The 13,823-nt window shown below is 71.6% G+C and carries 13 protein-coding genes; 6 read left to right on the top strand and 7 right to left on the bottom strand.

Features of this window, described 5'->3' with window-relative positions:
• The first annotated feature begins 261 nt into the window (after positions 1–261).
• The 3 genes from FYW95_RS27675 to FYW95_RS11160 all read left to right on the top strand — a co-directional run bounded on the left by FYW95_RS27675 (position 262) and on the right by FYW95_RS11160 (position 1,794).
• Positions 262–732 carry an RHS repeat-associated core domain-containing protein gene (locus FYW95_RS27675; protein ID WP_236572168.1) on the top strand — a complete coding sequence of 157 codons (471 nt, stop codon included), beginning with the start codon at positions 262–264 and terminating at the stop codon, positions 730–732.
• 720 nt (positions 733–1,452) lie between these two features.
• Positions 1,453–1,584: a hypothetical protein gene (locus FYW95_RS28625; protein WP_255495380.1), complete on the top strand. Its 132-nt coding sequence runs from the start codon at positions 1,453–1,455 to the stop codon at positions 1,582–1,584.
• Positions 1,585–1,653: 69 nt separating this feature from the next.
• Positions 1,654–1,794: a hypothetical protein gene (locus tag FYW95_RS11160; protein WP_159942991.1), complete on the top strand. Its 141-nt coding sequence runs from the start codon at positions 1,654–1,656 to the stop codon at positions 1,792–1,794.
• A gap of 61 nt (positions 1,795–1,855) precedes the next feature.
• On the opposite strand, the gene FYW95_RS11155 is transcribed toward FYW95_RS11160, so the two are convergent.
• The 5 genes from FYW95_RS11155 to FYW95_RS11135 all read right to left on the bottom strand — a co-directional run bounded on the left by FYW95_RS11155 (position 1,856) and on the right by FYW95_RS11135 (position 6,553).
• Positions 1,856–2,755 carry an alpha/beta fold hydrolase gene (locus FYW95_RS11155; protein ID WP_201294812.1) on the bottom strand — a complete coding sequence of 300 codons (900 nt, stop codon included), beginning with the start codon at positions 2,753–2,755 and terminating at the stop codon, positions 1,856–1,858.
• An 8-nt stretch (positions 2,756–2,763) separates the two neighbouring features.
• Positions 2,764–3,096, bottom strand: a complete 333-nt coding sequence (locus tag FYW95_RS11150; protein WP_159942990.1) for a DUF4873 domain-containing protein — start codon at positions 3,094–3,096, stop codon at positions 2,764–2,766.
• A complete protein-coding gene (locus FYW95_RS11145) occupies positions 3,080–4,582 on the bottom strand; it encodes a flavin-containing monooxygenase (protein WP_201294811.1) in 1,503 nt (500 codons plus the stop codon). The genes FYW95_RS11150 and FYW95_RS11145 overlap by 17 nt, the downstream gene beginning before the upstream one ends.
• Positions 4,583–4,787: 205 nt before the next feature.
• Positions 4,788–5,699 carry an AurF N-oxygenase family protein gene (locus FYW95_RS11140; protein ID WP_159942989.1) on the bottom strand — a complete coding sequence of 304 codons (912 nt, stop codon included), beginning with the start codon at positions 5,697–5,699 and terminating at the stop codon, positions 4,788–4,790.
• An 11-nt stretch (positions 5,700–5,710) separates the two neighbouring features.
• Positions 5,711–6,553: an SDR family NAD(P)-dependent oxidoreductase gene (locus tag FYW95_RS11135; protein WP_159942988.1), complete on the bottom strand. Its 843-nt coding sequence runs from the start codon at positions 6,551–6,553 to the stop codon at positions 5,711–5,713.
• A gap of 116 nt (positions 6,554–6,669) precedes the next feature.
• Here FYW95_RS11135 and FYW95_RS11130 point away from each other — a divergent pair, with 116 nt between their 5' ends.
• Positions 6,670–7,452 carry a MerR family transcriptional regulator gene (locus FYW95_RS11130; protein WP_159942987.1) on the top strand — a complete coding sequence of 261 codons (783 nt, stop codon included), beginning with the start codon at positions 6,670–6,672 and terminating at the stop codon, positions 7,450–7,452.
• A 42-nt stretch (positions 7,453–7,494) separates the two neighbouring features.
• Here the strand turns inward: FYW95_RS11130 and FYW95_RS11125 are convergent, their stop codons facing one another.
• Entirely contained in the window at positions 7,495–9,408 is a 1,914-nt protein-coding gene (locus FYW95_RS11125) for a GMC oxidoreductase (protein ID WP_159942986.1), read from the bottom strand.
• A 216-nt stretch (positions 9,409–9,624) separates the two neighbouring features.
• Between FYW95_RS11125 and FYW95_RS11120 the strand changes: the two genes are divergently transcribed.
• Complete coding sequence (locus FYW95_RS11120; RefSeq protein WP_159942985.1) at positions 9,625–10,272, top strand: DUF6230 family protein; 648 nt, start codon at positions 9,625–9,627, stop codon at positions 10,270–10,272.
• Between the two features lie 4 nt (positions 10,273–10,276).
• Positions 10,277–11,695 (top strand): DUF6114 domain-containing protein, encoded by a 1,419-nt coding sequence (locus tag FYW95_RS11115; protein ID WP_159942984.1) that lies wholly within the window; start codon positions 10,277–10,279, stop codon positions 11,693–11,695.
• Between the two features lie 117 nt (positions 11,696–11,812).
• Here FYW95_RS11115 and FYW95_RS11110 read toward each other — a convergent pair whose 3' ends face one another.
• On the bottom strand, positions 11,813–13,651 hold the full coding sequence (locus FYW95_RS11110) for a UvrD-helicase domain-containing protein (protein ID WP_159942983.1): 1,839 nt from the start codon (positions 13,649–13,651) through the stop codon (positions 11,813–11,815).
• Positions 13,652–13,823 lie beyond the last annotated feature (172 nt).

The following is a 13,823-nucleotide window of genomic DNA, read 5'->3' as shown; positions in this document are numbered from 1 at the left end:
GATTGGCATGTTAATTGCCGTGCCACTCTTCTGGGGTCAGGGGAGCATGGTACTCGCAGTCGCGTGCGGCCTCGTACTCCTGGGGTTCGTCATCGTCCTCAGCTTTCACATTCGCAACCTAGTGAATATCAGGAAACATAAGAGTGGAATATAGCACCAGAAGTTCGTCCCAGTCTTCGCCGTAATAAAAAATGAACCCCTAGCGGGTGGTGTCACCTGGTGGCATCACCCGTTCAGGCTTCGGGGGTTCAGTGTGCCGAATTGCGTCCGTTTGGTTTCGCTTGCGCCTACCGGTTCCAGGGCAGGACGACCAACCTGGGCCACCGGTTCTACGACACGAACACCCTCAACTTCACCCAGCCGGACCCCTCCCGGCAGGAAATGAACCTCTACGTCTACGCCATGGGCAACCCGGTCAACAACACCGATCCGCTCGGTTTGATGACCGAGGCTGAGGCAGGAGCGACGATCGAGGCGGGGCTCGCCGGTGTTGCCGCCGGCGCGCTCTTCGGAGCCGGATGCATGGCCACGGTCACCTGCGGTGCGGCCCTGGTCGTGATCCCGGCCTTCTGGGCGGCCGGCGGGGGCGCCGCCGGGGCCGCTGTCGCGGGAGGGTCCCAGCAGGAGATCGAGGACGGTATGTGGTCGGGCTTGGCCACCGGTGCGATCGGTGCGCCTCTCGGGCCCTACGGGACGGTGTGGAGCGCTGTGTCACTGACCACAAGCAGCTGAGCTGACATGCTGCGGGACCGTCTGACTGCGCGTACGCACATCGTCATGACGGTCCCGCGGTTCCACGGCTCTCTTTCCCCTGTTCCGGGAAGGGGAGCCGGGACTGTGGAAACCAGTCTTGGAGAGGATGAGGCACGTGTATGGAAGGTTCCCCGAAAAACCGGCTCGGAAAGAGCCGCGTACCCTTCTCGGGTTCAGGGTGATGAGTCTTCTCCTGTGCCTGTCCCTGGCGGTGTGGAGATGGTGGGAAGGAGATCTCACCGGGCTCCTCATCCTCCTGGTGTTCGCTGCCGCCATCTTCCTCTTCTGGATACTTCCGCGCCTCATGCAGCTTCGACGCACGAAAGGAGACGCGGACACGGATGGCGGTCGGTGAGTGGAGAGGCGGAGCGACCGTCATCGGCGGCGCAGGAGCTCTGCTCGCTTCGGGTATCTCGTCCATACCGCTTCCGGGGTGCTACTGGAGGGACGGCATCGCAGCTGCTCTCATATCGAGTCTTCCCTGTGGCCGCGCCGAAGTCCTGTCTTCCGTTCGAAACGAAGAACGAGGGAAGGCCCTGGATTTCCATGGGGTGGCTGGTGGGTGCGGCGATGAGCACCGCGGTCGATTCGTTGGTCCCCTTCGGGTCGACCGGCACCCGGCAGTTCCAGGCGGGACCGCGTAACCGGGTCATTTGCCCTACTTCTCTTCGATGCCGGCACCGCTTCGGGGAGGACACCGTGACCGTGCAATCGCTGAGAGGCCTGCGCAGCGCCCTGGACGGGCCCCGTGCGGGCCCCGACGCGCGTCGGCCGGAGGATGCCGAGCGCCGCGTTCTGACCGGGCCCGTCACTCCTCGGGCGCGCAACTGACCAGATATGTCCGCACCGTCTCTGGGGAGGTCCATGTTCGGGTTGGCGGGTTCGGCCACCGTCCTTCTGATGTCACTGCTGCTGCTCCACAAGTCGGTCCAGGAGTACCGGGGGAGGACGGTGGGCGGATGGCGTATCCGGGTCGCGGTCACCCTCGGCTTCGCGGCCTTTGTCTTTGTCTGCCTGTCCGTGTTGTTCGAACTGGAATGAGTCCCGCCCGCGCCGGCCCTTCCCGGGGATCCGCACGTGCCGGTGCCCCCCCCGGGGCGGGTCAGGCGGCTTCGGGCCGGGCGGTGAGGTGTTCGGCGGCGAGGGAGCCAAGGAGTTCGGCGAGGGTCTGGGGGTATTCCAGGGGGCCCATGTGACCGGCGCCGGGGATCTCGCGGACCTCGCGGCAGTCCTTGAGCAGCGAGCCGATGTGGTGGGCGTGCCAGGGCGGGGTCAGTTTGTCCTCCGTTCCCACCAGCACCACCGAGGGCACCGAGATCCGCCGCGCGGTCTCCTCCGCCTCCAGCGTGCTGATCACCCACCCCCAGGAACCCCGGGGCACACAACCGCAGGCGTGCACCATCCGCATGCACAGCCGCACCATGCGGGGGTCCGCCTTCTTACCCATCACCATGGACTTCAGCACCGCGGTGGCCACGGGGTTGCGCGGCCCCAGGGGGAAGGGCGCCCTGAGGAAGACCCGGGAGCCGAGGGTGCCCAGCGGGCCGGGCAGCGGAATCGCGGTCGAGCGCTCGCACAGCTGCGTGCACCCGGTGTTGGTGAGCAGCACCGCGGCGGCCTTCTCCTGGAAGACCGGGTGCGCACCGGCGGCCATGATGGTCATCCCGCCCATGCTGTGCCCGGCGACCACCGCTTTCTCGCCGGGAGGAACGGTGGCCTCCAGCACCGCGCACAGGTCCTCGGCCAGCTTCGCCGCGCCGTACCCGGCGCGGGTGAGCGGGGCCTGGGTGCGGCCGTGGCCGCGCTGGTCGTAGAGCACCACCCGGAGGGAGGGGTCGAGCTCGCGCACCACCGGGCCCCAGGAGGCCAGGGACGTCGCCCAGCAGTGCGCCAGGACCACGGTCGGTCCCGTGTCGGGGCCGCGCACCTCGGCGTGCAGCAGGGTTCCGTCGGCCGAGCGGACCCGGAGTTCCCGGGCCCGGTTCACGTGTTGGAGTGCCATGACACCTCTCAGTCGGACTCGTCGAGGTCGACGCGGGGGACCGCGAAGGGCGGGCTGCCCGCCCCGTTGACGGGGTGGCCGCCCCAGAGGTTGGCCTCGTCCAGCGTCCCGGCGCCCTCGAAGCCGTCGGGGGTGCGTACCACCACGGTACGCGCGCCTTCGCGAAAGGCCCTGCTCACCTCGGGGCTGGGGGAGAGCCTGCCGCGCCACCGGTAGTCGCCGGTCAGCGGGGAGAAGTGCCCGGCGAGGTGCGCGTCGACCTCGACGGCGCCGCCGTCGTCGGGCAGTACCACGGTGACCGGGCCCCGGTACTCCTCCTCGTCGTCACCGAACCCGCTCACGGGCCACCTCCCGGCGCAGGTCGTAGTTGTGCGGGTCGAACCAGCGCGTGCGCAGCGCGAAGTCCCAGGTGAAGGTGGGCCAGAGGGTGGTGTTGCGGCCGTTGGCGTTGAGGTACCAGCTGTCGCAGCCGCCGGTCACCCAGACGGTGCCCTCCATGGAGCGGTTCACCATGGAGTTGTAGGCCTCCTGGGCCTCGGGGCGCACGTCCAGGCGGTCGAGGCGGTTGCGGCACAGGTACTTCAGGGCCTGCATGGTGTACCTGATCTGGGCTTCGATCATGAAGACCTGCGAGGTGTGCCCCAGACCGGTGTTGGGCCCGGCGAGCACGAACAGGTTGGGGAACCCGGCCACCGTGGTGCCGCGGAAGGCCTGGGCGTCCGAGCCCCAGTGGTCGGCCAGCGAGGTGCCCTCGGGGTTGAAGATCCGCCGCGCCACCGGCGGTTCGGTCACGTGGAACCCGGTGCCGAGGATGATCGTGTCCACCTCGTGCTCGGTCTCGGTCCCCGAGGCGTCCCGGGTGACGGGACCGTTGGCGCGGATCTCGGTGATCCCGTCGGTGACCACGTCGACGTTGGGCCGGGCCAGCGCCGGATAGTAGTCGTTGGACATGAGGATGCGCTTGCAGCCCGCCCGGAAGTCCGGGGTCAGCTTCGCCCGGAGCTCGGGGTCCTTCACGCTGCGGTGGATGTTGGCCCGGCCGAGTCGTTCGACGACCGAGAGCAGTCTGGGGTCCTTGGCGAAGCCGAGGACGTAGGTCTCCCGCCCCCAGTAGATGCTCTTGCGCGCGATCTGCTGGGTGAGCGGGATGTTGCGGTACAGCCAGCCCTCGAGCCTGGTGATGTCGCGGTCGTGCCGGAACATCACCCACGGCGCGGTGCGCTGGAACAGCGTGAGCCTGCGGGCCCCGGGCTGGATCCGGGGCACGAACTGGATCGCGGAGGCGCCGGTGCCGATCACGGCGATCCTCCGGTCGCGCAGGTCGTGGCCGTGGTCCCACTCGGCGGAGTGGAACAGCTTCCCCTCGAAGGTCTCCAGGCCCTTGATGTCGGGGTAGGAGGGGTCGGCGAGCGGCCCGGCGCCGCTGACGAGGAACTGGGCGGTGACGGTGCCCCGGCTGGTCTCGATCCGCCAGCGGTTCCCGTCGGGCTCCCAGTGCGCGGAGGTCACCTCGTGGCCGTAGCGCACGTGTTTGTCGACGCCGTACTCCCCGGCGACCCTCTTGATGTAGGCGAAGATCTCGGGCTGGGGGGAGAAGGTGCGGCTCCAGTGGGGGTTGGGCGCGAAGGAGAAGGAGTACAGGTGAGAGGGGACGTCGCAGGCGGCTCCGGGGTAGGAGTTGTCACGCCAGGTGCCGCCGACGTCCTCGGCCCGCTCCAGAACCACGAAGTCCCGCAGACCGGCCTGCGTGAGCCGGACGGCCATCCCGATCCCGGCGAAGCCGGACCCGATGACGGCCACCCGGAAGTGGGGTGGTGCTTCGGTCACGTGTGGATTCCCTTCGTGCGAACCGGTGGGAGGTCCCCCGGGGGCGTGGCGCGTTTCGCCCCCGGGGGATCCGCCGCCCCGAAGGCTCGGCGCGGGTGCCTTCGGGGAGAGGGCTCCCGGGGACGCGGCGCGTTTCGTCCCCGGGAGGTGTGACCGCCGCCGGGAGGGCGTGGCGCGTTGCGCCCCCCTCGGCGGCGGGGTCTGATCAGCCGAGCAGCCCGGCCTTCCTCCAGAAGTAGCGGCCCAGCCCGGAGATGGCCCCGGCGGTGTCCAGGGTGGCCACCACCTTGCGGGCCGCCCAGGTCTTGGTGCCGATCCAGTGCGGGTTGCGCTGGGCGACCCGGTAGGCCTCCCTGGGGTCCAGCCCCACCTGCGCGTACACCTTGGGGTTGATCAGCCGGGTGGCGGAGTAGTAGGTGACCAGGCCCAGGATGATCCGGCTGTAGGCCCGGTTGAGGGGGCCGCGGGTGGCCCAGTCGCGCTGGAACTCCTCGCGGGCGTAGCGCATGTGCCGGGCCTCCTCCACCACGTGGATGCGGGAGACCGAGCGCACCAGGGGCAGGATCTGCTCGTCGGGCACGGCCTCGCGCTGGATCTGGTCCAGGACCTCCTCCACGAACAGGGCCCCGGCGAAGATCAGCGGGCCGTGCGCGATGGTCTTGAAGAGGTTGCCGAGCATGTGGGCGGCCGGGTCGAGCTTGTGCGTGTGCCAGCCGAGCTTGCCGACCATCTTGGCGAACATCACCGTGTGGCGGCACTCGTCGGCGATCTCGGTGTAGGCGTACTGGACGTGGTTGGTGGCGGGGTCGTTGTGGTAGGCGTGGCGCACCAGCATCTGCATGAGGATGGTCTCGAACCAGATGCCGATGGTGGCGACGCTGGCCACCTCCAGGCGGGAGAGCTCCTTGCGCTGCTCCTCGCTGAGCCGCTCCCACAGGTAGGTGCCGTAGAGCGAGACGCGCTCGGGGCGGATACCCCACATGTCCCTGTCGACGGGGGCGTCCCAGTCGATCTCCACGAGCGGGTCGAAGGAGGCCTTCGCCGATCCGCGGAGCAGCCGCTTGGCGATGTCCTCGCGGTCGGTGAGCTTGGGCTTGGCGGTGATCTCTGCGGTCATCTCTCTCCTCCTCAGGACGCGACCGGTCCGCGGTGGCGGTCGTGGAGTCCCCGGGCGATCTCCGCGTCGCCGAAGGCGCCGTCCGACAGCAGCAGGCCGATCTGGAGCGACACGATCTGTTCGGTGGTGCCGGGGAAGTACCGGAACAGGTGGAGTCCGGCGGTGCCGAGCGCGGTCGAGGCCACGTCGCGGGGGGGCCGCCGGGCCCCGGCCGCGCGGACCACCGCCATGACGGTGTCGCGTTCGCGCTCGGCCGGGACGAGGCCGTCGAGAGCGACCCCGGTGGCCCGGGAGCTGTCGTGGATGGGCGTGTCGACGTAGCCGGGGTAGACGGTGGTGACCCCGACGTGGGTGCCGTACTCGGCGCGCAGGCAGTCGGCGTAGGCGGTCAGCGCCCGTTTGGAGACCGTGTAGGCCCCGGCGAAGGGCAGTTGCAGGTTGGACAGCAGGGAGGCGGTGACGATCACGCGCCCCCTGTCGCGGAGCAGGGCGGGCATGGCGGCGGCGGTGACCCTCCAGGCGCCCAGGAGGTTGACCTCCAGCGCCTGGTGGACGTGCGCGTCCGGCGCCCGGCCGATGTCCACGGCCGGTCCCACCCCGGCGAAGTGGACGAGCAGGTCCAGGCGGCCGCCGAGCTGGTCCAGCGCCTCGGCCACGCCCTGGCGTACCTGCCCGTCGTCGGTGATGTCGCAGCCGATGACGCCGGGGGCGGGTTTGCGGTCGAGGCCGACGACGTTCACCCCGAGGTGGCGGAGGACGGCCGCGGTGGAGCTGCCGAAGGCCCCGGAGGCCCCGGTGACGAGGGCGTTCCGGCCGGGCAGCCGCCGCAGGTGGCGTGGCGGGGGGGTCCTCATGTGATCTCCTCCACAGTCATTGCCGGAACGTTACAACGAGCATTGTCACAATGCAACGGGGGAAGGCCAGGAATTTACTGACGAGTAGGGTTCGCGGGTGTCCCTAGGCTTGACCCATGGCCGAATACCGCATTGACGAACTCGCCCGGCTCGCCGACACGACGGTGCGCAACGTCCGGGTGTACCAGGACCGGGGCCTGCTCGCCCCGCCGCGCCGCGAGGGGCGCGTGGGCATCTACTCCGAGGCGCACCTGACGCGCCTGCGGCTGATCGGCCAGCTACTGCGGCGCGGCTACACCTTCGCCAACATCGGGGAGATGTTCCGGGTCTGGGAGCGCGGCGGCGACCTGTCCGACATCCTGGGCTTCGAGTCGGCCATAGGGGACGCCTGGAGCGACGAGATCGCCGACTACCTCACCCTGGGCGACCTCAAGGAGCTCTTCGGCCGGGGCGTGACCCCGCGGACCGTCAAGCGCTCCCTGGACCTGGGCGTGATCGAGCGCGACGGGCTGCGCTTCCGGGTGCCCAGCCCCCGGCTGCTGCACGCCGGGGTGGAGCTGGTCAGGCTGGGCATGAGCGTGGACGCGGTCCTGGACATCGCCGAGAACCTGCGGGAGAAGGTGGGCGGGGTCGCCGAGCACATGGTCCGCCGGGTGGCCGACCACATACTCGCCGAGTACGCCCCCGGGACGGTGGTCCGCAGCGAGGAGACCGCCGAGATGGCCGAGCTGATCCGTCGCGTGCGCCCCCTGGCGCAGCAGGCCGTGGACGCCGTGCTGGCCCAGGAGATGGCGGACAAGCTCACCACCGTCATGGGCGAGCACTTCGCCCTGGCCATGGAGTACCTGGAGAAGGAGGGCGGGGACGGCGAGCGCGAGGACGTGACGGGCTCAGCCTGAGGACCCGGAACGCCGCCGTCCCGGGTCCCGGGCCGGCGGGGCTCACCCCCGGTCCTCGCCTCCGACCGTCCCGACGGGCCGCTCCTGCGCAGTGCCCGACGCGAGTTCGGCGGCGTCGGCCGTCACCTTCGCCACCGCCTCCTCCCCGGTGGGCTTGGCGGAGTCGACCACGGTCAGGGGCAGCGGGGCGGTGAAGCGCAGTTCGGCGTAGGCTCCGGCCGGAACGGCCGGTGCGCGCGGCGGGACCGGCGCCACCCGCCGGTAGGCCTCGCCCTGCTCCGGCCGGGGGTCCTCCTCGCCCCTGTTGGGCCACATCGCCATCGCCCGCTCGGCCTGGGCGGTGATGGTCAGCGACGGGTTCACCCCCAGGTTCGCGGTGACCGCCGACCCGTCCACCACGTGGATGTCCGGGTACCCGTACAGCCGGTGGTAGGGGTCGATGACGCCGGTGTCCGGGCTGTCGCCGATCGGGCAGCCGCCCAGGAAGTGCGCGGTCATCGGAACGTCGAACACGTCCCCCCAGGTTCCGCCGGGGAACCCGTCGATGCGCTCGGCCAGCCTGGTCGCCGCCTCCTGGCCCGCCGGGATCCAGGTCGGGTTGGGCTCCCCGTGGCCCTGCCGGGAGGTCAGCTTCCTGCCGCCGAACAGCCCCCGCCGCAGGGAGGTGGTCAGCGAGTTGTCCAGCGACTGCATGACCAGTCCGATGATGACCCGCTCCGACCAGCGCCGGTTGGAGAAGCTGCGCGCGAACACGTGGGGGCGGCGCGCGGCCAGGCCGAGGAAGCGCAGCCAGCGGGGGATCCGGCCGCCGCCGGGCACCTGCATGGCGGTGAGCAGCCCCATCGCGTTGGAGCCCTTGCCGTAGCGCACCGGCTCGATGTGGGTGTTCTCGTCCGGGTGGATCGAGGACGTGATCGCCACCCCCTGGGTCAGGTCCTCGGGCGGCGGAACGTGGCGGCTCATGGCGCCGACGAGCGCCTCGGAGTTGGTGCGGGTGAGGGATCCCAGGCGCGCCGACAGGCGCGGCAGCGCTCCGGAGTCGCGCATGCGGTGCAGTAGGGCCTGGGTGTTGTAGGTCCCGGCCGCCACGACGACCTGGCGGGCGGTGAACGTGCGGGCGTTGGCGCGCCTGCGGGGCGCGTCGGTGCGCACGGTGTCGGCCGCGTACCCGCCGCCGGGCAGCTCGCGCAGGCGTTCCACGGTGGTCAGCGGGTGCACCTCGGCGCCGTCGCGCTCGGCGAAGTAGAGGTAGTTCTCGGTGAGGGTGTTCTTGGCCCCGTGGCGGCAGCCGGTCATGCACTCCCCGCACTCGCGGCACGCCCGCCGCTCGGGCCCCGCCCCGCCGAAGTAGGGGTCGCCCACGGACTCCCCGGGGCCGCCCCGGTTGCCCGCGCCGTCCCGGCCGTCGCCGAAGCACACGCCCACGGGGGTCAGGCGGAAGGTGTGCCCGACGCCCATGTCCTCGGCGATCGCCTTCAGGTGAACGTCGGAGGGGGTGACGGTGGGGTTGGTGCGCACGCCGAGCATGCGGCGGGCCTGGTCGTAGAACGGCGCCAGCTCCGACTTCCAGTCGGTGATGTGCCGCCACTGCGGGTCCTCGAAGAAGGGGTCCATCGGGTGGTAGAGCGTGTTGGCGTAGTTGAGGGAGCCGCCGCCGACCCCGGCTCCGGCCAGGATCATCACGTCGCGCAGCAGGTGGATGCGCTGGATCCCGTACATGCCCAGGCTCGGAGCCCACAGGAAGTTCTTCACGTCCCAGGAGGAGGACGGCAGCGTCTGGGGGGTGAAGCGGCGCCCGGCCTCCAGGACGCCGACGCGGTAGCCCTTCTCGGTGAGGCGCAGGGCGCTCACCGAGCCGCCGAACCCGGAGCCCACGACGAGGACGTCGTAGTCGAAGCGGTCGTCGGCGGGGCGGGGGCGGGGGGCGGGGGGTTCTTGCTTGCGCTCTGGGGGCACGGCTGGTCTCTCTCCAGGTCGGTTACGGCAGGCCCGTAGTGCGCCGGATACGAGTCCGCAACATCGAATGCGCCATCTAGAAATGTGACAACAGTTATTGTAATGTTCGTCACTACCGCCGAGTAGGGTGTGTTCCATGTAACACGCGCGGTGTGCCTCGGCGCAAGTTCCGCTTCCCCCTCGCCGCCCCAGCGCGGCGGAACACTGGAGGTACTCATGCCCAAGGCTTCCGGAGAGGCGCCCGAGGCGTCCCAGGACGCGCCTGAGCAGCTGGAAGGCGGGGGCGGCACCGTCTGGCGCAGATTCGCCCTCGTCGCCGTCCCCGGGTTCGCGGCCGCCGCCGTCCTCGGCGGGATGACCACCCAGGGACTCCTCGCCGCCTCCTTCGCGGTGTCCGGTGACAGCTTCAAGATGTCCGCCGACCAGCTCGTCGGCACCGGCTTCACCCAGTACGGCGACGACGCCGTCTCCGTCGACGGCTCCGGCCGCGCGGTCGGCCTGTCCACCGTGGACACCGCCCAGCTGGACAACCTGTGCATGTCCTCGCTGTGGGACCTGTCCGTCGGCCAGGCCACCCTGGTCATCCGCGCCGGTGAGGCCGCGCCGGTCCGGGGCGACAACCTGGTCCTGGACATCGAGCAGCTCCGGGGCAACGCCGAGTTCGACTCCATCGAGATCGGCCGCGACGCCAGCACCCTGGACAAGGCCGACGGCGGCCAGGGCCCCGCGGGAGGGTTCGGCCTCCAGGCCGACACCATCACCGTCACCGACATGGAGCTGACCACGTGGGCGGTCACCTCGGGATCCCTGAACCTGACCGGGCTGAGCCTGGCGGTCAGGCCCGGCGACCACGAGTGCTTCTGATCCCATGGCGAGCGCACTGACCCCGCTGAGAGCGGGATGGGGACGCTTCCGGAGCTGGCGGCGCGGCCGCCCGTTCTGGGGCGGGATCCTCCTCGTCGCGGCCGGGATCGAGCTGCTGGTCGCACCGGCCGCGCAGACCCTGATCCTGCCGATCGACCTCATCATCTACGCCGGGATCGCCGGGGTGTCGGGCACCCTCATCGCCCTGCTGCTCGTCACGCTGGGCGTGCTGAGCTGGCTGCAACCCGCCCAGCACTACTTCTTCGGCGTGGTCGGACTGCTCCTGGCCCTGGTCTCCTTCGTCACCTCCAACTTCGGCGGCTTCGCCGTCGGAATGCTGCTCGGCATCGTCGGCGGCTCGCTCGTGTTCGCGTGGGCGCCCGTGGTCCGGCGGCGCCGCCGCTTCCGACGCGCGGGTGCACCGGAGGAGGCGGTGCCGACCGGGGTCGGTACCGCCTCCCCGGCCGGTGAGCGGCCCGAGGAGCTGACCGAAACCCGGGCCGGAACCGGTGCCGTCGAACCCGCGGCCGCCCAGGCCGAGACCGTCACCGATCCCCGGGGCGGAACCCGCCCCCTGCTCGCCCTGACCCTGCCCCTGGTCGCGGCCCTGACCCTGGCGAGCGCGCCCGCGCCCACCCTCGGCTGGCCCTGGGACGACTGGTTCTCCTCCCCCGACGAGGAGCAGGAGCAGCCCGCCGACGAGCCCTCGCCGTCACCCTCCGGGAACCCCTCCGCCGACCCGGCCCCCGGGGACCGGCCCACCGCGCCGGACGCCGACGAGGAGTCCCCCGGGCAGGACGCCGGCGGGGACCCGGAGGAGGGGGAGACGGGCGGGGAGGACGAGGAACGGACGGAGGGGGACGGGGAGGAGGGCGACCCCGAGGACTGCGAGCTGCGCACCGGGGAGTCGGCCCTGGCCGAATCCGAGGAGGAGTTCCTGGAAGCGGTCCGCGCCTGCCAGGCCGCCCGGGACGAGGACCAACTGCCCGCGGTCGCGGTGGAACGGGAGTACGACTGCTCCCAGGGGTCGGTCCGCACCTCGGGCCTGACCGCCGACCGCCTGACGATGAGCGGCGCGCGCTACGAGGGCGTCGTGGAGTGCCCGACCCTGGACGGTCCGCGCAGGTACATCCGGCTGTCCATGAGCCGGGCCGACTTCGCCGGCGCCGAGCTGTGGTTCGAGGACGCCGGAACCCGGATGAGCCTGGGGCTGCCCACCATGACCATGGACGGGCGCGTCCAGATGCACATCACCCGGATGCACGTGCGGCTCCTGGGGATCCCGCTCACCTTCACCCCGGACTTCCCGCCCCCGCTGCTGCTGCCGTACATGATCGTCACCGGGGTGGACGTGGACAATCCCCTGGCCACCACCGACCTCATGAACATCCCCGACCTCAACGGGCAGTACGGCGGCGCCTGACCGTCCCGCCGCGACGGCGCCGTGCCGGACGCCGTCGCGGCGGGCGACGACACACGGGAGGCCCGGCCGCCTCGGCGTCCGGGCTTCCCGGCGGTCGACCGCCCCGCCGCCGACGGACTACCAGTTGTTGGCGATCAGCCGGCTCGGCCGTCCCACGTGCGAGACGTAGAGCGCGTCGCGGGCCCGCGTGCAGGCCACGAACAGCAGCGTCCGCTCCTGCTGGACGGCGTGCTCCAGCGCCACCTGGTCGCCGTCGGCGGCCTCGACCGCCGCCTTGGGCGGCACCAGGTGGTCGCTGACCCCGACCAGCGCCACGCAGCGGAACTCCTGGCCCTTGAGCCGGTGCATCGTCCCCACGCGCACCGCCTCGGCGCGGCCGCCGTCCTCCAGCCGCGCGGTGCGGATGCCGCGGGCCTCCAGCTCCTTGGCGATGCCGCGCACCACCCAGTGGTTGCGCCCGGCCACCGCGATCTCGGCGGGGTTGACCCCGGCCTCCAGCCACACCCGCACCCAGTCGCCCAGCGCCCGCAGCTCCTCGGCCCGGTCCTCGCAGCCGCGCACCACCGGAGCGGGGCCGCGGAGCAGCGAGCGGTACCCGGCCAGGGTGTCGGCGTCGTCGTCCATGCCCAGGGCCGCCCGGTGGCCCAGGATCGGCATGCTCCAGTCCAGGATCTCCTGGGTGACCCGGTAGCCCACCCGCAGCCGGTGGCCGCGCCCGCGCACGTTGATGCCGAGCGAGGCCAGCGACACCCGGTTGTCGGACACCCGCTGGTGCGGGTCCGCGACGATGAACAGGTCGTCCGCCCCCTCGGGGACGGCGGCGCGCAGCATCCGCCACTGGGCCGGGTGCAGGTCCTGGGCCTCGTCGACCACCGCGTGCCGGAACAGCGGCTGCCCCCGGTCCAGCACGCGGGCCGCCTCGGCGGCCAGCTGCGGGTAGGACCACAGCCCCTCCACCCGCATGGCGCCGACGTAGCGCCGCACGGTCTCCCACACCTGGCGCCGGTGCTCGGGGGCCAGGTGCTGCACCCGGCCGCTGCGCTCGCAGCGGATGTACTGCGGCAGCAGCTCCAGGTTCTTGGCCAGGATCACCTGCTCCCACTCGTCCACCAGGAAGCGACCGGAGAAGGGCAGGCCGTCGGCCAGGGCCAGCGCGCGCCAGCGCCGGGCCAGCTCGTCCCGGCCGATGAGGCGGGGCGCCACGCCGCTGTGGGACTGCACGACGGCGCGGGCGAGGCTGTCGATGGTGGCCACGCGCACCCGCGCGCGGACGCCGGGGTCGGGCAGGAGCTGGTCCAGCCGCTCGGCCAGGGACTGGGCCAGCGCCCGGTTGTAGGTGGTCAGCAGCACCGACTCGCGGGTGTCCTCGGGGTACACGGCGGCGTCGCGCTCGGCCAGATGGGCGGCGCGGTGCAGCGCGATCACGGTCTTGCCGGTGCCGGGGCCGCCGGTGACCTGGACGGACCCGTTGTAGTGCCCCTCGGTGATCCGGTGCTGGTCGGGGTGGAGCGTCAGCTGCCACTGGGCGAAGGGCGCGTTGAGGGCGCCCTCCAGCTCGGGCGGCCCGGCGGGGGTGGGGTCCGCGCCGCCCGGGGCGAGGTCCTCGGGGACCTCGGGGAGCAGGCCGCGGGCGAAGCGCAGTGCCTCCTCGCGGGGGCGCACGGTGACCAGCCGGTAGTGCGTGCCGTCGGCGGAGGAGCCGGGAGGGTCCGCGTCGGGCCGCCCGGACGTGTCGTCGTCCCCGGCGTCGTGGTCGGGGACGACGACGCCGGACCAGTCGGGGGAGATGCTGACGACCCGGACGCGCGGGTCGGCGGCGCCCGCGACGGACTCCAGGTCGGGGTGGTGGTCACCCGCCTGGTAGGCGCGCATCACGGTCAGGGTGTCGAGCTGGACGTCGGGCGTGAGACGGGTGAAGTCGCTGAGAAAGGTCGGGGCGATCGCGAGGGCGGACACGTCGTGGTTTCCTCCGGTCTTCGACCAGGTGGTGTCTGTGGTGCTCGGGGCGGTCGGATCGGACGGGGCCTCGTGCGGGCGGCAGGTCGCTGGCCGCCGCGCTCACCAAGGAGGATGCTCGCCGCAGAATTTGGGCAAACGCCGCTCGAAGGCCGATTCCCGTCAGGCGGAG

The organism is Nocardiopsis sp. FR4, assembly GCF_009830945.1.
Lineage (GTDB): Bacteria > Actinomycetota > Actinomycetes > Streptosporangiales > Streptosporangiaceae > Nocardiopsis.
This window is presented reverse-complemented; position numbering and strand designations above follow the sequence as displayed.